This is a genomic window from Actinomadura rubteroloni (assembly GCF_002911665.1).
Classification (GTDB): domain Bacteria; phylum Actinomycetota; class Actinomycetes; order Streptosporangiales; family Streptosporangiaceae; genus Spirillospora; species Spirillospora rubteroloni.
On the sequence record NZ_MTBP01000001.1, the window covers coordinates 243493 to 262214 of the forward strand.

Consider the following 18722-nt stretch of genomic DNA (forward strand, 5'->3'; position numbering starts at 1 on the left):
TCCTGCGGACGCGTCCGCCTCCCGGCTCGTGCGAGCCGGGAGGCGTTCGTGTTTCCGACGGGAAAGAAAAGAGGCGCCCCCGTGTTCTCTGATGGGGTCAGGAACATGGGGGCGCCTCCCTGCGGGGATGGGTCAAATGGCGCGGATGGCCGCCGCGAAGTGGCGGAACTCGGCACGGTCCACCAGCAGCTTCGGGCCTTCCGGGTCCTTGCTGTCGCGGACCGCCACCGTGCCGGGAACGGTCGCCAACTCGATGCAGTGGTCACCGTTCTGGCCGCTGCGGGACGACTTGCGCCAGCGGAGGTTGTTCAGGTCCATCGCTCCTCAATCACCTTTCGGATAAACACACGCGAGTCCTCAACGTTGAGGGCCCGCGCCTGGAGTATACCGAAGGCTTCGAACTGGCGGGAGATAATCCCATCTCCCCGAACTGTCTCACCGTCGGCGTTATTCGCCAGGAAGGCGACCGAGGTGTTGTCCGGCTGGGTGGCGATGGCGAACGTCCCATCGACGCCCTTGTAGCGGCCGAACGGCGCGACCTGCGTGTAGATTTCCTCGCGCTCGGACAGCACGAGAATGTGTTCGAGCTGCGCACGCATGATCTTGCGCGACCCGACGCCGCGATAGAACACGCCCTCTTCCATCACCGAGAAGATTTTCGGGGGATGCTCCTGGCCGAGGATCTTGGCCTGCCTGGCCATGCGGGCCAGCAGCGCGTCCTCCGTGCGCACCAGGGCGCGGGCGTAGTCCTCCGTCTGGAACAGGCCGTTGACGAACATCATGTCCGCCGCGCGCAGGATCTCGGCGGTGGCCTCGTACTCCTCGAAGTCGGCGAACGCGCGGGGGGACATCGAGTCCGCGACGTACATCTTCCACGCCGCGAGGATCTCGCCGTTGGCCTCCAGGAGCTCGTCCAGCTTCTCGGCGACCTGGAGCGAGCACTTGTTCTTGCCCTGGAGGATCTGGCCCAGGAAGCCGTTGCTGATCGGGATCATGTCGGCGAGCTGCTGCCGAGTCCATCCCTTCTGTTCCCGGAACTTGTCGACGCCTTCCCCGAACCGCCGCAGGTTGGGTAGCGGCTTCTTGAGCTGTGCCATCTGACCGTTCCTCCCGATTGAACCGGCCTTAGATGATCACCGGGTACGGCTCCGGTGATCTCGGACTCTGGGTGACATCGACGTCACGCTACGCCCACGGTGTGCGTTGATGGAAGTCGTTTCCGCGAATCAATTCGGAGGAATCGGTGACGATCATGAAGCAAAGGCCCGCTCCACCCCGCCCGCCCACCGACTTCTCGTCGGTGATCTTCCATTCCATGCCGGAATCAGCCCAAGATGCCCGAAATTTCGTAACGGCGTGGTTTATGCGGCGCGGATACGACACGTCCACCACCGAGAGCGCGCGACTCGTCGCCAGCGAATTGGTCACCAACGCCCATCTCCACGCGACTCGCCCCGGTGACCCGATCGACGTCCGCCTCTACCTCAGCGACTTCGGGCCGGTGATCGAGGTCGCCGACCCGTCCGACCGGATGCCCGCACCGGCCGACGACGGCGACGCCCTCGCCCTGCGCGGGCGCGGCCTCGCGCTCGTCGCGGCGCTCAGCCGCCGCTGGGGCGCGAACCCGGTCGTCGGCGGCGGCAAGGTCGTCTACGCCGTCCTCGCCGCCGGAAAGGACGACGCGTGAAGACCCGTCGCGGCTCCGCGCGGATCCGACTCGGCCTGGTGCGCGGGCGTCCGGCCGGGCCGCATCCGCACGGCCACCTCGTCCCGCTCCTGCACGACCTCTTCCCGGACTGGTGGTTCTCCATCACCCCGCGCGGCCGGTGGGTCGCCCGGCCGAAGGACGCCGGGCGCACGACGCTCACCGCCACGTCCCTGGGCGACCTGCTGTCCTCGGTCTACATCGCCGAGCCGACGGCCGCCGCCCGCATCCACCGCCACATGCGGCACATCCCCTAGACGTGGCGGGGCCGCGCGCACCGTCCCGGACGGCGCGGCCCCGCCCGGCATCACCCCGTCCGAAGCACGACCGAACCGAGAATCGGAACGACGACCATGTCCAAGAAGCAGCCCGAAGAGCCCCAGCAGCCGTCCCTCTACACGCCGGCCGAAGTCGCGAACTTCTTCCGCGTGGATCCGAAGACGGTGACCCGCTGGGCCAGGACGGGGACCCTGAACCCCGTCACCCTGCCGTCCGGCCACCGCCGGTACCACGCGGCCGAGATCCACCGCCTGCTCCAGCTCGGCGACGCGAGCGCGAACGCGAACGCCGCCGCCGAGCACCGGCCGGAGCCCGAGCCCGGCGCGGGGCCGCGCGCCCGCGCCGTCCTGCACAGCGTGATCCGCGACTACTTCGGCGGCGACGCCGCCGCCGCGATCCGCGCCATCCGCACCGAGCTGAACTGACCGGCCGCCTCCCGGCCGCGCGCCGCGCGGCCGGGAGGCGTTCGCGGAGTGATCCAAACTACAGTCCGTGTCCGATTCTGGACTGATCATATTTATCAATTTCAACTAACGTGTAAAACTGGTGCTCCAGCACCATTCTGTGACGGCGCGGACACAGATTCATCCGCCGGGACGTAACACACCGGAAGGTGAGCACGGCAACCGGCGCACCACGCACAAATTTGAGTTCCCAGCGCAGGACACCGGCTCCTACTTTCAGTGACACGGTCCCCCCAGAGACCGTTCTCTCAAAGGAGCCCATCTGTGTCCTCTCCCTCCGTGCGCGGGCGACCACCGGCCGCATGGCGACGGCCGCTGGTCGCGCTCACCGCGCTGGCCCTCGGCGCGACCAGCCTCGGCATCACCGCGAGCCCGGCCGACGCCCAGGCCAAACCGCGCCTGAAAGCCCTCTACGACCACTCTCACGACAAGGGCAAGCCGGGAACGCGCGGCCCCCTGCCCAAGGGTTTCTCCACGACGACCCTCAAGGTGAAATTCCAGAGCGAGGCCAAGGTCCGGCTGCGCGGCGGAAAGCTCACCGGCGCCGACTCGGGCGCCACCGCGCAAATACAGAAAGTGCTCGCGAAGTATCCCGGTGCGACGGTCACGCGGCTGTCGCAGCGCTCGGAGAAGAAGCTCGACGACGAACGCGCGGCCCTTCAGGAGAAGACGGGCCGGGAAATGCCCGACTTCAACTCCTGGTACGTCGTCCGCGTGCCGAACCGTCTGGCCGACCTCGTCACGGACCTCAACGCGCTGCCGTCCGTCGAGATCGCGCAGGCCCAGCCCCGGCTGAAGAACATGTCCGAGCCGCTGCGCGGTCAGCAGCGCTACCGCAACCCGGTCGGCGACCCGGCCGGGACGGGCATGGACGTCGACGGCATCAACAGCGTCCCCGGCGGCAAGGGCGACAACATCACCGTCGCCGACGTCGACTCCGGCACCGTCCAGTCCGCCGCCTTCGGCCTGGAGTGGGGCGACATGGCCGCGGGCCTCGGGCACACGCTCGCCGTCGACCTCGGGCCGTCCGCGCCGACCGTGTGGGCCACCGGCTCCAACAACCACGGCCAGCTCGGCGACGGAACCACCACCAACCGGACGACGCCCGCCGAGATCCCCGGCCTGTCCGGGGTGAAGGTCGTCGCGGCGGCGGGCGACTACTCCCTGGCCCTCAAGACCGATGGAACGGTCTGGGCGTGGGGCTCGAACGGCGTCGGGCAGCTCGGCGACGGCACCACGACCGAGCGGCACACACCCGTCCAGGTCAGCGGCATCACCAACGCCACCGCGATCTCGGCGGGTTCGGACGGGCACGCGCTCGCCGTCCTCGCCGACGGGACCGTCAAGGCGTGGGGATCCAACAGCACCGGCCAGCTCGGCGACGGAACCACCACCAACCACAGCACGCCCATCACCGTGCCCGGCCTCACCGGGGTCAAGACGACGTGGGGCGCGGTCGCCGCGGGCGGCGGACAGTCCCTGGCCGTCCTGACCAGCGGCACGATCAAGGCGTGGGGGTCCAACAGCTCCGGCCAGCTCGGGGACGGGACCACCACCAACCGCACCACTCCGGTCAGCGTCTCCGGCATCACGACGGGCAAGCAGGTCGCGGGGGGCGGGTTCCACAGCCTCGCCGTCCTCACCGACGGCTCGGTGAAGGCCTGGGGGCTCAACGGATCCGGGCAGCTCGGCGACGGGACCACCACGTCCCGGAACACCCCGGTGAGCGTCCCGCTGTCCGAGCCGATCGGCAGCGTCGTCGCCGGCGGCTTCCACAGCGCCGCCCAGGCCTACGACCCCGTCACGCACGACCACTACTCGGCGTGGGCCTGGGGCTACAACAGCCACGGCCAGGTCGGCGATGGAACCACCACCAACCGGACGAGCCCGACCGAACTGACCAACACGGGGTTCATCACCGCGCTGGCCGCCGGCGCGCAGCACACCGTGTCGGAGGTCGCGATCGGCAACGCCGCGTGGGGCTACAACTCCAGCGGCCAGCTCGGGCTCGGCGACACCACCGACCGGACCCACGAGACCGTCTGGGACGTGCGCGCCAACTACTGGAACACGTGCCACGAAGAGTTCACGGGACGTCCGAGTCCGGGCGGCGACCCCACCCGGATCCACACGACATGGGGCTCGAACTGCCTGTCCTCGACGCAGAGCGAGCACGGCACCGCGATCTCCGGGATCATCGGCGCCCGGGACGACAACAACGCGGGCATCGCGGGCATCGCGCCGCACGCCAAGCTGCTGCTCTCCGGCACCGGCGCCGACATCGTCGACACCATCGACGCGCTCGGCGCGGGTGACGTCATCGCCGCGCCCCTCGCCTGGGTCGTCGACGGCAAGGAATACCCGTTCGAGTGGGAAGGGTCGGTCTACGACGCGATCGTCCAGGCGACCGCGCGGGGCACCACGTTCATCGAGGCCGGCGGGAACAAGGGCACCAACCTGGACGACCCGGCCGACGCCAACGCCGTGACGATCATGAGCCGCCCCGACTCGGGCGCGATCATCGCGGGCGCGGGCGCTCCGCCGAGCCCCGGCGGTTCCAACTGCCTCGGCTCCAGCCCGCCCGCCGAGCGGACGGCGATCAACCTCGCGGGCTGGTGGGCGTCCAGCTACGGCTCGCGGGTGGACCTCCAGGCGTACGGCTCGTGCGTCGCAACGCTCGGCGTCACCGGCTACCAGGACCTCACGCCGTCCGAGACCGACCCCAACAAGATGTACCGGGGCACGTTCAACGGCACGTCCAGCGCCACCGGCATCCTCGGCGGCGTCGTCGCGACGGTCCAGGGCGTGGCGAAGAAGTACGGCACGCCGCTGACGCCGCAGCAGGTCCGGCAGCTCCTCAAGCAGACCGGCACGCCGCAGCCCGCCGGCGACACCCGGCACATCGGTCCGCAGCCGAACCTCCGCGCCGCCGTGGCCGCCCTGCGCGGCGGTGTGTCCGCCGGCGGCGACCACACGCTGGACGTCAAGAACGACGGCACGGTGTGGGCGTGGGGCTCCAACGCGTCCGGTCAGCTCGGCGACGGGACGACGACCAACCGGACGACGCCCGTCCAGGTGTCCGGGCTGACGAACATTGCGCGGACGATCGGTTCGATCGACGCGGGCGGCAACCATTCGCTCGCGGTCAAGAGCGACGGGACGGTCGTGGCGTGGGGGTCCAACGCGTCCGGGCAGCTCGGCGACGGGACCACCACCAACCGCACCGCGCCGGTCGCGGTCAGCGGGCTCACCAACGTGCGCGCGGTGTCGGCGGGCGACAACTTCTCGCTGGCGCTGAAGAACGACGGGACCGTCTGGGCGTGGGGCAACAACGCCAACGCGCAGCTCGGCGACGGGACGACGACGAACCGGACGACGCCGGTCCAGGTGTCCGGGCTGACGTCCGTGGCGTCCATCGGGACGGGCCAGTACCACGGCCTCGCCGTCCGCACGGACGGGACCGTCCGTGCGTGGGGCGACAACGGGTACGGCCAGCTCGGCGACGGCACCACCACCGACCGGCCGACGCCGGTCACCGTCAGCGGGCTCAGCGGCGTCTCGACGTGGCCCGGCGCGGTCGCGGGCGGCCTCGGCCACTCGCTGGCCCTGCTGGCCGACGGCTCCGTGAAGGCGTGGGGCCTCAACGCCAGCGGCGAGATCGGGGACGGAACCACCACCAACCGGACCACTCCGGTCGCCGTCAGCGGGCTCAGCGACATCACGAGCCTCAGCGCGGGCGCCTTCCACAGCGTCGCAGTGCGGGCCAACGGCGCCGCCATGGCGTGGGGCTCCAACCTCAACGGCTCGCTCGGGGACGGCACCACCACGACCCGGACGACCCCGGTGACCGTCACGGGCCTCGGCAGCCTCTCGGGCATCGCGGCCGGGAACCTGCACACGGTCGCGGTCCGTCCCGCCGGGGCGGTCTACGGCTGGGGCGACAACAACAACGGTGAACTCGGCGACGGGACCACCACCGATCGATACACCGCGGTAGCGATCCTGCCGTGATGCGCGGCGCCTCCCGGGGCTTCGGCCCCGGGGGCGTCAGGCGGGAATGAGGAAGCCGTCCGCGATCAGTTCGGGCAGGACGGCGGCGGCGTGCGCGCGGACCTCGGCCGGGTCATGGGCCAGGAGTTGCGCGATGGCGTCGAGGAGCGGCTCCAGCGGGAGTGTGCCGTCGCAGACTCCCGCCAGGGCCGCTTCGACCGTTCCGACGCCCGCCGCGCGGCGCAGGCCGGACGTCTGGCGGAGCAGGATCCGTTCGGGGTCCGGGGCGCCGGGCGGGCCTACTTGTTCCTGGATCACGCCGTCTGCGAGGCGGAGTTTTCCCCAGGCTGTGGAAAACTCCGGGGCTTCGGCCAAGGCGTTGAGAACGTCGTCCACATAGGCGCCCACGGGTTCCTGGACGGCGTGGCGCAGGTCCTCCACCCGTACGACCGGACGGCCTTCGTCCCGGCGCCGCAACGTGATCCAGCCGAAGCCGACGCCGTTGACCTTCTGCCGCTCGAAGTCGTCGAGCCATGCTTCGTAGCGTTCGGCGTAGGCGTCGGTCTCGGCCGCGTCGCGCAGCCAGAGTTCGGCGTACTCGGCCGGGTCCTGCACGTCGCGCTGCACGATCCACGCGTCGCAGCCGGACGCCTCGGCCCAGCCGCCCACGCGCTCCGCCCAGCCCTCGCCCTCGACGTCCAGCCAGTTCGCGAGCAGGTGGCAGCGTCCGCCGTCGGTCAGGCGGTCGCGCGCGGACGCCACCAGGAGGCGGCAGAAGTCGTCGCCGGGGAGGCCCGACTCGCGGTACGTCCGGCGCGTCCCGCCCGGCGGCGCGACGACGAACGGCGGGTTCGACACGACGAGATCGAAGCGGCGGTCCGCCACGGGCTCGAAGAGGGAGCCTTGCAGGAGTTCGACGCCGTCCAGGCCCGACAGCTCGAAGCTCAGCGCGGCGAGGCGCAGCGCCCGCGGATGGACGTCCGTGGCGGTGATCCGGGCCGGACGGCGACCGATCGCGGGGTCGGCGAGATGCAGCGCCTGCACGCCGCAGCCCGTCCCGAGATCGAGCACGTTTTCCACAGGGCTGTGGACAACCAGCCGCGCCAGCGAGGCCGACGCGCCGCCCGCGCCCACGACGTGGTCGGGGCCGACCGGGCGTCCCGAGCCCGGACGCACCTTGAGGTCGGAGACCGTCCAGCCGACGTGACCGGCGCCCGTCACCGACTCCAGCGGCTCTACGTGCAGCAGCGGACGCAGCTCGCCGCCGTCGTCCTCGGCGAGGCCGGCGGCCACCAGATCGGCGTCCCGGGCGTGCCCGGACGGCACCGGGACCTGGAGCCAGAACAGCCGTACGAAACGCTCCAGATCGGTACCGCCGGACGTGCCGCGCAGCGCGGGAACGATCACGTCGCGGGCCAGCGCGCCGCCCGCCACCGGGCCGAGCAGCGCCCGCACCCCCGCGACGGTGTAGTCGGCGTCGAGAAAGGCCGCGCGGACGCGGCCGAGCACGGAATCGGGCATCCGCCCATCCTGCCGGACGGGCCCGCGGTCAGCGCAGGTAGTTCTCGAACCCCCGGGCGAGGGATTCGGCCATCCGCTGCCGGAAATTCGGGTCGGTCATCTTGGCGGCGTCCCCCGCGTTGCGCATGTTGCCGCACTCGATGAACACCTTCGGCACCTTCGACAGGTTCAGCCCGCCGAGGTCCGACCGCTTGTCGATGCCCTGCTCGCCGATGTAGCTCGCGTACGGGATGCCGGTGCCGCCGTGATAGGCGGCGCGCAGCGCGAGCGCCAGCTTCGCCGACGGCGCCACGATCGCGGTGTTGAACCCGGCGACCGGCGCGGGCTCGATGATGTGGAACCCGTGCCCGGACGCGGGCGCCCCGTCCCCGTGGATGGAGATCGCCGCGTCGGCGTGCGCGCGGTTCCCGACGGCGGCGCGCTCATTGATGCACGGCCCGACGCCCGAGTCGTCCTGCCGGGTCATCTTCACGGTCGCGCCCTGGGCGCGCAGCAGGTCGCGCAGGCGCTTGGACACGTCCAGCGTGAACGTCGACTCGTTGTAGCCGCCGTTGGTGGCCGTGCCGGTGGTGTCGCACTCCTTGTGGCCGTTGCCGACGTCCACCTGGCGGTTGATCTCGGCGGGATGGGCCGCGTTCCCGCCGTTGTGGCCCGGGTCGATCACGACGACCTTCCCCGCCAGCGGACGCGACGACGGGGCGCTCCGCGACGCGCTCGGCGAACCGGGCGTCCCGGACGGCGTCATGCCCGGCGCGGTCGCGGTCGGCGGGGACGCGCTCGCGCCGCCGTCGCCGTCACCGCCCCCGCAGCCGGCCAGCCCGGTCAGGCAGAGCGCCAGTCCGGCCGCGATGGTGCCGCCTCGGTGGAATCGCACAGACCGTCTCCCGTGATGCAATCGTTACGGACCCTCACAGTCTCCACACGCGCGGCATTCCGTCAAACGCGACGACGAAAGCGGAGGGGCCCGGCGCGGCCCCTCCGCTCAGTTCACCGCCTCCGCGCGGCACAGCAGCTCCGCCAGCGCCCGCGCCTCCTCGGCGTCCAGGCCGAGCACGACGCGGGGCCGCCCCCACGGATGGTCGATCGAGTGCGCCACATAGCTCGCCACGGCCTCCTCGCCGTCCAGCCCGCGCGCGTGCCGCCACTCCGACCAGGCCCGCTCCAGCTCGCTCGCCGCGCTGCGCGCGTGCGACGCCAATTCGGGATCACGCACGACCGAACCCCCCCGGTGACCCGTCCACCCTGTGTCCTCAGCGCGGCGGACCGCCGCGACACAGACCCATTAACCACCCGAACGCGGTGACGCGCCGGGCGAAAGCGACAGGCAAAACCCGGGCTTGGCGCGGCCCTTACCCGGCGAATACTCCGGCGAGCGGCGATCGACCTTCCCTCGACCCGCGCGTCACGCCGGGACCGGTCCCGTCGTCGCCCGGACGACCAGATGCGGCACGACGAGGTTCTGCCGGGCCGGACGCGACGGGTCGCCGATCCGGGCCGTCAGCAGCTCGGCCGCGACCCGTCCCATGTCCCGCCTCGGCTGATCCACACTGGTCAGTGAAATGTGGCGGATGGCTGCCAGATGTGTGTTGTCGTAGCCGACGATCGAGACGTCGCGGGGCACGCCGAGGCCCAGCTCGTCGGCCGCCGACAGCGCGCCCGTCGCCACCAGGTCGTTCGGCGCGAAGATCGCCGTCGGACGGGTCGCCGGATCGCCGCCGAGCAGCGCCAGCGCCGCCCGGTAGCCGCCGTCCTCGGTGAAGTCGCCCGGGACCACGCGGATCAGCTCGTCCAGGCCGTGCCGCCGCATCGCCTTCTCGTACCCGCTGCGCCGGTACCGCGCGGTCGTGGACCGGACGCCCTCGATGTGCGCGATCCGCCGGTGCCCGAGCTCCACCAGGTGGTCCACCGCGAGCGCGGCGCCCAGTTCGTCGTCGTCGACCACGATGTCCACCCCGTGGACGTCGCGCTCGCCGACCACGACCACCGGGACGCTCGCCGCCGCGTCGCTCAGCGAGTCCGGGACGACGCTGAGCAGCACCAGGCCGTCCACGCGCATCTCCAGGAACGCCTCGACGGCCTCGGCCTCGAACAGCGGGTCCCACCGGCCGCTGCCGACGAGCATCCGCAGCCCGTCGCCGTGCAGGCTCTCCTGAAGGCCGTCCAGGAACTCGGCGAAGAACGGGTTGTGCAGGTCGGCGACGATCGCGCCGATCAGCCGCGTCCGGCCCTCCACCAGGCTCCGCGCGACCGCGTTCGGCCGGTAACCCAGCTCCCGCGCCGCCTGGAGCACCGCCTCGCGGCGCCGCTCGCTGACGTGCGGGGACCCGCGCATGACCAGCGACACCAGGGACTTCGACACGCCCGCGCGCTCGGCGACGTTGCGGATCGTCGGCTTCGGCGCCGGACCGGGTCTGCCCTCCGGGGAGCGGGGCGCGGGCACGACGACGTCCCCCGCCTGGGACGTTCCCTTGCGCGTGGAACTTCCTTCACCAGCAACTGACATGGCACTCCGTCCGGGGAGCCTGCAGGACCTGCCGCGACGGCGCTCCGGGCCCGCGGGGGCGGGGTCGGCGCACCTTCCTCACTCGGGAGGAGTAGCCATGATGCCCGCCCGCGCTCCCAAATGGTCGCAACTGGGAGTAACGGGCGGTCGTCAATACCGATTCAGGTCGGTGGTGTCCTGGATCACAATGGATCGGACTTAAGGGGCACGCTGGGCGGACGTCCGGAACGGCGTGCGCCAGGTCGGCCGGAACACGTCAACGCTCTGCGGGATCGCGCGTCGATCCGTCATGCTGCCTCGGATACGCTGCCGGGGTGGGAGATCGCGCGACGGCTGGCAGCAGGACGAGAAGCGGCTCGAGCGTGTCCGGACGCGCCCCCCGGGGCCGGCGCCGGCTCAGCGTGGACGAGCGGCGCGACGAGCTGATCGCCGCCGCGCTCCAACTGTTCAGCTCGCGCTCCCCCGACGAAATCTCGATCGACGACGTCGCCGCCACGGCCGGGGCGTCCCGCGCGCTCGTCTACCACTACTTCGGCGGCAAGCAGGAGCTGTACATCGCGGCGCTCGGCAGCGCGGCGCGGCAGCTCTCCGAACTGCTCGAACCGCCCACCGAGGGCAGCCCGCTCGACCGGCTGCGGCTGTCGCTCGAACGCTACTTCGACTTCGTGGAACGCCACGCCGCCGGGTTCACCGCGCTGCTGCGCGGCGGGCCGGCCAACCGGTCCGGCGAGATCGGGGAGATCGTGGACGGCATCCGCAAGCTGCTGCTCCGCCGCATCCTGCACGCGCTGGACATCGAGAGCGCGCCGCCCATCCTGCGCATCACGCTGCGGTCGTGGCTGGCGTCGGTGGAGACGGCCGGGCTGGACTGGCTGGAGAACCGCGACATCGACCGCGCGCAGCTCGAACACGTCCTGGTGGACCAGTGCGTCGTCATGCTGGACGTCGCCGGGTACCACGAACCGGCCGTCGCGGCGCTGTTCCACCGGCTCGCCCGCGAAGAGGAGATCGCCGGGGGCGCGGAGCCCGCGCCCGCCTGATCCCCTGCGGGTCCTGATCCGTGTCCGGGAACGCGGAAATCCCGTTCGCACGCCGGGACCGTCCGTCCCGGGGGACGGGACGGCCGTGCGCCGCCGCGAACGGGACCGCGCACCAGGGGGCGGGATCCGGGACCACGATTCTCGGACGATCGTGGTCCCGGACCGCCGTTCGACGGCCGATCACCCCTGCTCCCGTCCGCACTCCGCGACACGGGACGGCGCGACGGCCTGCGACCACCCCCCGATGGTCTCTCGCGCGCTACTCCGAACGCTGCTGCGGGATGCCCGCCAGCAGCGCCCGGACCTCGGCCTCGCGGTAGCGCCGGTGTCCCCCCAGCGTGCGAATGGACGTGAGCTTGCCGGCCTTCGCCCACCGCGTGACGGTCTTGGGGTCGACGCGGAACATCGTCGCCACCTCGGCGGGCGTCAGCAGGGGCTCGGCCTCTGGCGTACGTGCTGACATGTGTGCGGCCTCTCCTTCGTGGACCGATGACAGCGATCCTGCGATTGATCCTCGCGCGGTCACTGATGTCCCCTATGGCCCGAAAGAGCCACTATGACATCACAACGTGTAACCTTGCCACCACTCACCGCAACAAGCAAGTACCTGACGGCAGGGAACATCCCCGCTCTCGCGGGAGTCCTCCACCGTCGTCGCCGCCGGATCCGTGGCCACTGGGTCACGCTGAGTGATTCTAGTGACACGTATAGTCGTATCGCGCAGGGATTCGGGAAATTTGTTCAGTCTGCCCTAGCGACAGGGCCTCCCACCTGCGCCGATCCCCTACGAAAAGGTTGACCGGCGGTCGCAGAGCGTGTCAGTTCGCCGACTCCAGCGCCCGCACCCGGCGCCACCGCGCCCGCAGCCGCTCGCCCGCCGCGACCGCCAGTTCGTGCTCGCCCCGGCGTGACGCCGTCAGCGCCACCGCCATCTCCACGACGGACATGTCGGTTTCGAGCGCGTGCTCGTCCAGCAGATGGACGAGCCCTCCGTAGTCGAGTTCGACCAGCGAACCGGGGTGGAAGCCCGTCAGCCACCGGTCCAAAGCCGTCAGCTCGGCGGTGTCGACCGGCAGGACGCCCTCGTCCGCCGTCGCCACCACCGGCAGCGCCTCGGCGATCCGGCGGCGTCCCTCGGTCAGCGACGCCGTGTAGAGCAGCGCCCGCGCCACCGTCGACACATCCGCCGCGCTCTCGCCGTCCGGCGGCAGCTCCCGGCACCGCTCCTCGCCCCGGAACGGCACCAGCCACGCCGCCGGGACGTGCCAGGTGCTCGACAGGATGTGCGGATCCAGCGACCGGCCCGCCCGGCGCCACCGCTCCAGGCCCGTCCCCGCCGCGTCCGCCACGACCGGCGGCAGCGCGGCGTCCGCCAGGGCGGCGGTCGCGCCGTCGCGGAACCGCTCGAACGCCAGCCAGCAGCGCAGCCGCGTCCCCCACGGCGCCACGTAGTACAGGTCCCCGGCGCGGCGGACGTAGGCGTCGCGGCTCTCCCGCTCGGGCGCCGCGCGGCGCTCCACCAGCCGCGCCAGCGCCTCCCGCTGCTCGGCCTCCAGCGCCCCGGCGCGGCGCGGACGCCGGCGGGACTCGGCATAGGCCGTCCAGACCGTCCGCTCCGGCTCCGGGAACGCGGTCACCGGCTCGTAAACCCGAAGGTAGGCGGCGTACGGAAGCACACCCCGCATCGTGGCACGAGGCGGCCCCCGCGCGCCCGCACCCTCGCGCCGTGTCCCGCGTCACGGCGGCCTTACCCTTGAGCCCAAGGACAGAGAGGAGGGCACCACCGTGCCTACAGTCTTCGGCGGGTCGCCCCACAAGGACTCCGGCCCCACCGTCCCGTCCCGGTTCGGCGCGCACGAGCAGGTCGTCTTCTGCCAGGACGAACCGAGCGGCCTGCGCGCCATCATCGCGATCTACTCCACCGCGCTCGGGCCGTCCCTCGGCGGCACCCGGTTCTACCCGTACGCCTCCGAGGACGAAGCCCTCGCCGACGTGCTGAACCTGTCGCGCGGGATGGCGTACAAGAACGCGATGGCCGGGCTGGACCTCGGCGGCGGGAAGGCCGTGATCATCGGCGACCCGGCCACCGACAAGTCCGAGGCGCTGCTGCGCGCCTACGGACGTTTCGTGCAGTCGCTCAACGGGCGCTACTACACCGCGTGCGACATCGGCACCTTCAGCGAGGACATGGACGTCGTCGCCCGCGAATGCCGCTACGTCACCGGCCGGACGGTCGAGCACGGCGGCGCCGGTGACTCGTCCATCCTGACCGCCTACGGCGTCTTCCAGGGGATGCGGGCCGCCGCCGAGACCCTGTGGGGCACGCCGACGCTGCGCGGACGCCGGGTCGGCGTCGAGGGCGTCGGGAAGGTCGGGCACCGGCTCGTGGAGCATCTGCGCGAGGACGGCGCCGAGGTCGTCGTGTGCGACGTCAGCCCGCGCGCCGTGTCCCGCGTCGTCGCGGCCCACCCCGAGGTCGAGGCGGTGGACGGCAAGGAGGCGCTGCTCGCGTCCGGACTCGACGTCTACGCGCCGTGCGCCCTCGGCGGCGCGCTGGACGAGACCGCCGTCGCCGCGCTGTCCGGCGGGATCGTGTGCGGGGCCGCCAACAACCAGCTCGCGCACGCGGGCATCGAGAAGCAGCTCGCGGACCGGGGCGTCCTGTACGCGCCGGACTACGTGGTCAACTCCGGCGGTGTGATCCAGGTCGCGGACGAGATCGCCGGGTTCGACTTCGACCGGGCGCGGAACCGGGCCACCGGGATCTACGACACGACGCGGAAGATCTTCGCCCTGGCCGCCGACGAGGGCGTCCCGCCCGCCGTCGCCGCCGACCGGCTCGCCGAACGCCGCATGGCCGAGGTGGGGCGGCTGCGGAGCGTCTACCTGCCGGGCTGAGGGCCGTCCACGTGGCGTTCTTCCCCTGTTCCCCTCCCGATCGCTTGATCGTCTAGAGGCGGTGGAGCGTGGAGGCTTCGCAGTTTTTGAGCCTCCACGCCCGGGGGAACAGGGACCGAAAGGGGACGGTTGTGCGGCGGTGCAAGGGGTGGTAACGGGCCCCGCGCGGGGGCCCGGTGACCACCAGATACACTGGGGCATCTCCGCAACGAGCCTTCCGCCACGTGCCGCCGATGTACCGAGCCGGGCGCAAAACGGGTACGGTTGTACTCGTGACTGACGCATGGCTCATCAGGCACCGGTTCGTGTGGTACACGCGCGCGTTGATGGGCCCACGAAAGCCCTGACCATCGAGGGGGTCGAGCCAATGGGTCGCGGCCGAGCCAAGGCCAAGCAGGTGAAGGTTGCCCGCCAGCTCAAGTACAACAGCGGCGGAACGGACCTCGACCGCCTGAAGAGCGAGCTGGGAGTGAACGACTCCCAGGGCGACGACTCCTACGACGAGCTGGTTGAGAAATACGCCGACTACGCCGACGATTACGGGGCCGAAGACCGTAAGGACGGCACAACGGGCCACTGATCGACGCCCGAACGACAACGCCACTGCCCAGGACGCGCCCCGTCCGGCAGTGGCGTTTTCGTTTCCCCGCCCCCACGCCCTCCGGCGGGCGCGGCGGGCGCGGCGGACCCAAAGGACGGCGGCTCAGGGGCGGCGGACCCAGGGGACGGCGGGCTCAGGGGGACGGCGGGCTCAGGACACGGCAGGCTCAGGGGGACGCGAGCGCGGTGCGGACGCCGGCCTCCTGAGCGCCCAGCAGATGCGGATCGGGCTTGGCGACGATGCTGGCCATCGCCTTCACCATCGCCAGCGGCTCCCGGACGTAGCCGGTGAGCGTCGCGTCCGGACGCGCCTCCAAGCTCTCGTCACCGACGCCCCACGCGTCCAGCCCGGCCGCGCGGCAGAGCGCGACGGCGCGCGGCAGATGAAAGTCCTGAGTGATCACGGTCAACCGCCGCACACCGAAGATCCGCTTGGCGCGAGCGCAGGAGTCCCAGGTGTCCAGCCCCGCGAAGTCCCGGACGATCTTCCGCTCGGGCACGCCGCGCGCGACGAGATACGCCCGCATGACGGACGGCTCGTCATAACCCGTCGTCCGGTTGTCCCCGGACACGAGCAGCACCCGCACCTTGCCCCGCCGCCACAGTTCCGCCGCAAGATCGAGCCGCCGCGCCAGCAGAACGGACGGCTGCCCACCTTTGATCCCCGCCCCCAGCACCAGCCCGACCGGCGTCGCAGGAACCGCCCCAACAGAAACCCGCCGCCCACCCGTCTCGGCATAAGCCCACCCGAGCGGCGCGACGACCCCATACGAACCGAGCGCCACAGCCACAGCAAGCGGCCACCGCCACCGCAGCACGACCCGAACCACACGCCGAACCCACCGCGTGCCCCGGAACACCACACCCGCTCCACCCGCCACGCCCAATAAGACGCCCCCGACACCCCGCATGTTCACACCCACAACCCGCCCGAACACCCAACACCCAGATCCAGGCAGCACCCGCCGGGGCAGATGCCCGCACGGAGCGAGTGCCCGCACGGAGCGGGTGGCCGCCCGGCGGGTGGTTGTGCGGGGCGGATAGCCGCACGAGCCGAGTGCCCGCACGGGGCGAGTGGCCGTTCGGGGCGGACGCCGCGCGGGGTGGGTGGTTGTGCGGGGTGGGGTCAGGTGAGGGTTGCGGTGCCGGTGCCTTCGGTGATCTCGCCGAGGGTCCAGGACGGGACGTTGCGGGCGGCGAGGAGGCGCAGGGCCTCGTCGGCGTAGTCGGGTGCCACGATCGCGGCCATTCCGACGCCCAGGTTGAACGTCTTGTCCATTTCCTCGGTGGGGACGCGGCCTGCCGCGCGGAGTACCTCGAAGAGGGGCGGCACCGTCCAGGACGAGCGGTGCAGCACCGCGTCGGCGGTCGGCGGGAGGGAACGTGCCAGGTTGGCCGTCAGGCCGCCGCCGGTGATGTGCGCGAACGCCCGGACGGGTCCGGCGTTCGTGAGCGCCAGGCAGTCTTTGGCGTAGATGCGGGTCGGCGTGAGGAGTTCTTCGCCGAGCGTGCGGGACAGGTCGGCGGGGGTCGCGTCCAGGGACAGGTCCGTCGTCGCGATGATGTGCCGGACGAGCGAGTACCCGTTGGAGTGGATGCCCGAGGACGCCAGGGCCAGCACCACGTCGCCGGGGCGCACGCGGTCCGGGCCGAGCAGGGCGCCGGCTTCCACGACGCCCGTTCCGGCGCCCGCGATGTCGAACTCGTCCGGTTCGAGCAGGCCGGGGTGCTCGGCGGTCTCGCCGCCGACGAGAGCACAGCCCGCCAGCGCGCAGGCGTCGGCGATGCCGCCGACGATGTCCGCGATCCGTTCCGGGACGACCTTGCCGCAGGCGATGTAGTCCGTCATGAACAGCGGCTCGGCCCCGCAGACGGCCAGGTCGTCGATGACCATGCCGACCAGGTCGTGCCCGATCGTGTCGTAGACGCCGAGGCGGCGGGCCAGGTCGACCTTCGTGCCGACGCCGTCGGTGGACGTGGCGAGCAGCGGACGCTCGTACCGCAGGAACGCCGACGCGTCGAACAGGCCCGCGAAGCCGCTGGCGTCGTCCACGACCTCGGGACGGCGGGACTTGGCGACCCGCGCCTTCATCAGCTCGACGGCGCGTTCGCCCGCGGCGATGTCGACGCCCGCCGCGGCGTAGGAGGTGCTCATCGGTTCCTTGTCGGTCACGGCCGGGACGGCTCCAGCAGGTGCTTGCCGCGCGCGTTCTCCTCGACGGGGATCGGGTACTCGCCGTCGAAGCAGGCGCGGCACAGCCGGTCCTTCGGGATGCTGGACGCGGCGATCAGCTCGTCCAGCGCGATGAACCCGAGCGAGTCGGCGTTGATCGAGTCGCGGATGCCCTCGACGTCCAGGCGCCCGGCGATCAGTTCCTGGCGGGTCGCGAAGTCGATGCCGTAGAAGCACGGCCACGACACCGGCGGGCTGGAGATCCGGACGTGGACCTCCGCCGCGCCCGCCTCCCGCAGCAGCGCGACGACCTGGCGCTGGGTGTTGCCCCGGACGATCGAGTCGTCCACGACGACCAGGCGCTTGCCCTCGATCGCCTCGCGCAGCGGGTTCAGCTTCAGCCGGATGCCGAGCTGGCGGATGGTCTGCGACGGCTGGATGAACGTCCGGCCGACGTAGGAGTTCTTCACCAGGCCCTGCCCGTACGGGATCCCGGACGCCTCGGCGTAGCCGATCGCGGCGGGCGTGCCCGACTCGGGCGTCGGGATGACCAGGTCCGCCTCGACGGGGTGCTCCCGCGCGAGCCGGCGGCCGACCTCCACCCGGGTGGCCTGCACGCTGCGGCCCGCGATGGACGTGTCGGGACGCGCCAGGTACACGTACTCGAACAGGCAGCCCTTCGGCCGGGGCTCGGCGAACCGCTCCGAGCGGACGTCCTCGACGCCGGGACCGTCGATCGCGAGCAGCTCGCCGGGCTCGATCTCCCGGACGAACCGGGCGCCGACGATGTCCAGCGCGGCCGTCTCCGACGCCACGACCCAGCCCTGGTCCTCCCAGCGGCCGAGGACGAGCGGGCGCACGCCCTCGGGGTCCCGGGCGGCGTAGAGCGTGGTCTCGTTCATGAAGACCAGCGAGAACGCGCCGCGCGTGACCGGCAGGATCTCCCGGGCGGCGGCCATCGGGTCGCCGTCGCGGGTGGCGAGCAGCGCCGACAGGACGTCGGTGTCGGACGTCGCCGTCCGCTCGCGCGCGTCGAGCCGCGCCGCCAGCTCCGGCGTGTTGATGAGGTTGCCGTTGTGGGCGAGGGCCAGCCCGCCGCCGTCGCCGGTGGAGCGGAACGTCGGCTGGGCGTTCTCCCAGGTCGACGCGCCGGTCGTGGAGTAGCGGCAGTGCCCCACGGCCAGGTGGCCGCGCAGCGTGCTCAGGACCGACTCGTCGAAGACCTGGGCGACCAGGCCCATGTCCTTGTAGACGACGATGCGGGAGCCGTCGCTGACGGAGATGCCCGCCGACTCCTGGCCGCGGTGCTGGAGCGCGTAGAGGCCGTAGTAGGCGAGCTTCCCGACCTCCGCCCGGCTCGCCTGTTCCGGGGGGACCCATACACCGAAGACCCCGCAGGCGTCCTGGGGGGCACGGTCGGTGGGATCGAGGTCGTGGCTCAGACGTCCATAGCGGAGAGGCACGTTCGCCAGTGTAGATGGCGGCCCTCGTTGGTCCGCTCGGCATGGTTCCTGACCGGACTTTTACCTGGGAATTTATCGGCGCGGAC

Annotated in this window: 18 protein-coding genes and 1 pseudogene; 7 read left to right on the top strand and 12 right to left on the bottom strand. The window is 71.7% G+C overall.

Annotation, left to right across the window (positions count from 1 at the left end; translation table 11 throughout):
- Positions 1-132: 132 nt before the first annotated feature.
- The 3 genes from BTM25_RS01145 to BTM25_RS30620 all read right to left on the bottom strand — a co-directional run bounded on the left by BTM25_RS01145 (position 133) and on the right by BTM25_RS30620 (position 1317).
- Entirely contained in the window at positions 133-318 is a 186-nt protein-coding gene (locus tag BTM25_RS01145; protein ID WP_103560903.1) for a DUF397 domain-containing protein, read from the bottom strand.
- Positions 309-1097 carry a helix-turn-helix domain-containing protein gene (locus BTM25_RS01150; RefSeq protein ID WP_103560904.1) on the bottom strand — a complete coding sequence of 263 codons (789 nt, stop codon included), beginning with the start codon at positions 1095-1097 and terminating at the stop codon, positions 309-311. The genes BTM25_RS01145 and BTM25_RS01150 overlap by 10 nt, the downstream gene beginning before the upstream one ends.
- A gap of 88 nt (positions 1098-1185) precedes the next feature.
- Positions 1186-1317 (bottom strand): hypothetical protein, encoded by a 132-nt coding sequence (locus BTM25_RS30620; protein ID WP_268877632.1) that lies wholly within the window; start codon positions 1315-1317, stop codon positions 1186-1188.
- Between the two features lie 46 nt (positions 1318-1363).
- Between BTM25_RS30620 and BTM25_RS01155 the strand changes: the two genes are divergently transcribed.
- The 4 genes and pseudogenes from BTM25_RS01155 to BTM25_RS01170 all read left to right on the top strand — a co-directional run bounded on the left by BTM25_RS01155 (position 1364) and on the right by BTM25_RS01170 (position 6459).
- Complete coding sequence (locus BTM25_RS01155; RefSeq protein WP_235827994.1) at positions 1364-1687, top strand: ATP-binding protein; 324 nt, start codon at positions 1364-1366, stop codon at positions 1685-1687.
- Entirely contained in the window at positions 1684-1962 is a 279-nt protein-coding gene (locus BTM25_RS01160; RefSeq protein ID WP_103560906.1) for a hypothetical protein, read from the top strand. Before BTM25_RS01155 ends, BTM25_RS01160 begins: the two co-directional genes overlap by 4 nt.
- 96 nt (positions 1963-2058) lie before the next feature.
- Positions 2059-2241 (top strand): annotated as a pseudogene (locus tag BTM25_RS30130) (helix-turn-helix domain-containing protein); the annotation flags it as partial.
- A gap of 471 nt (positions 2242-2712) precedes the next feature.
- Positions 2713-6459, top strand: coding sequence for an RCC1 domain-containing protein (locus tag BTM25_RS01170; protein ID WP_146058917.1), 3747 nt, complete (start codon positions 2713-2715; stop codon positions 6457-6459).
- Between the two features lie 36 nt (positions 6460-6495).
- Here BTM25_RS01170 and BTM25_RS01175 read toward each other — a convergent pair whose 3' ends face one another.
- The 4 genes from BTM25_RS01175 to BTM25_RS01190 all read right to left on the bottom strand — a co-directional run bounded on the left by BTM25_RS01175 (position 6496) and on the right by BTM25_RS01190 (position 10462).
- A complete protein-coding gene (locus BTM25_RS01175; RefSeq protein ID WP_103560909.1) occupies positions 6496-7959 on the bottom strand; it encodes a DUF7059 domain-containing protein in 1464 nt (487 codons plus the stop codon).
- 28 nt (positions 7960-7987) lie between these two features.
- Positions 7988-8833: an N-acetylmuramoyl-L-alanine amidase gene (locus BTM25_RS01180; protein WP_235827996.1), complete on the bottom strand. Its 846-nt coding sequence runs from the start codon at positions 8831-8833 to the stop codon at positions 7988-7990.
- A gap of 108 nt (positions 8834-8941) precedes the next feature.
- Positions 8942-9172: a hypothetical protein gene (locus BTM25_RS01185; RefSeq protein ID WP_103560910.1), complete on the bottom strand. Its 231-nt coding sequence runs from the start codon at positions 9170-9172 to the stop codon at positions 8942-8944.
- A gap of 189 nt (positions 9173-9361) precedes the next feature.
- Positions 9362-10462, bottom strand: a complete 1101-nt coding sequence (locus tag BTM25_RS01190; protein ID WP_235827998.1) for a LacI family DNA-binding transcriptional regulator — start codon at positions 10460-10462, stop codon at positions 9362-9364.
- A gap of 362 nt (positions 10463-10824) precedes the next feature.
- On the opposite strand from BTM25_RS01190, the gene BTM25_RS01195 reads away from it, so the two are divergent.
- A complete protein-coding gene (locus BTM25_RS01195; protein WP_235828000.1) occupies positions 10825-11502 on the top strand; it encodes a TetR/AcrR family transcriptional regulator in 678 nt (225 codons plus the stop codon).
- A 259-nt stretch (positions 11503-11761) separates the two neighbouring features.
- Here the strand turns inward: BTM25_RS01195 and bldC are convergent, their stop codons facing one another.
- Complete coding sequence (bldC, locus tag BTM25_RS01200) at positions 11762-11965, bottom strand: developmental transcriptional regulator BldC (protein ID WP_012850682.1); 204 nt, start codon at positions 11963-11965, stop codon at positions 11762-11764.
- 355 nt (positions 11966-12320) lie between these two features.
- Positions 12321-13187: a hypothetical protein gene (locus BTM25_RS01205; protein ID WP_103560913.1), complete on the bottom strand. Its 867-nt coding sequence runs from the start codon at positions 13185-13187 to the stop codon at positions 12321-12323.
- Between the two features lie 100 nt (positions 13188-13287).
- Here BTM25_RS01205 and BTM25_RS01210 point away from each other — a divergent pair, with 100 nt between their 5' ends.
- Both BTM25_RS01210 and BTM25_RS01215 read left to right on the top strand, forming a co-directional pair.
- Positions 13288-14400 (top strand): Glu/Leu/Phe/Val family dehydrogenase, encoded by a 1113-nt coding sequence (locus BTM25_RS01210; protein WP_103560914.1) that lies wholly within the window; start codon positions 13288-13290, stop codon positions 14398-14400.
- 367 nt (positions 14401-14767) lie between these two features.
- Positions 14768-14980, top strand: a complete 213-nt coding sequence (locus BTM25_RS01215; RefSeq protein WP_103562666.1) for a DUF3073 domain-containing protein — start codon at positions 14768-14770, stop codon at positions 14978-14980.
- 187 nt (positions 14981-15167) lie between these two features.
- On the opposite strand, the gene BTM25_RS01220 is transcribed toward BTM25_RS01215, so the two are convergent.
- The 3 genes from BTM25_RS01220 to purF form a co-directional block, all read right to left on the bottom strand.
- A complete protein-coding gene (locus BTM25_RS01220) occupies positions 15168-15677 on the bottom strand; it encodes a SanA/YdcF family protein (RefSeq protein WP_328589592.1) in 510 nt (169 codons plus the stop codon).
- A 449-nt stretch (positions 15678-16126) separates the two neighbouring features.
- Positions 16127-17155, bottom strand: coding sequence for a phosphoribosylformylglycinamidine cyclo-ligase (gene purM, locus BTM25_RS01225; protein WP_103562668.1), 1029 nt, complete (start codon positions 17153-17155; stop codon positions 16127-16129).
- A 14-nt stretch (positions 17156-17169) separates the two neighbouring features.
- The gene (gene purF / locus BTM25_RS01230) at positions 17170-18636 is read right to left on the bottom strand and encodes an amidophosphoribosyltransferase (RefSeq protein WP_103560915.1); all 1467 of its coding nucleotides are present in this window, start codon (positions 18634-18636) and stop codon (positions 17170-17172) included.
- Positions 18637-18722 lie beyond the last annotated feature (86 nt).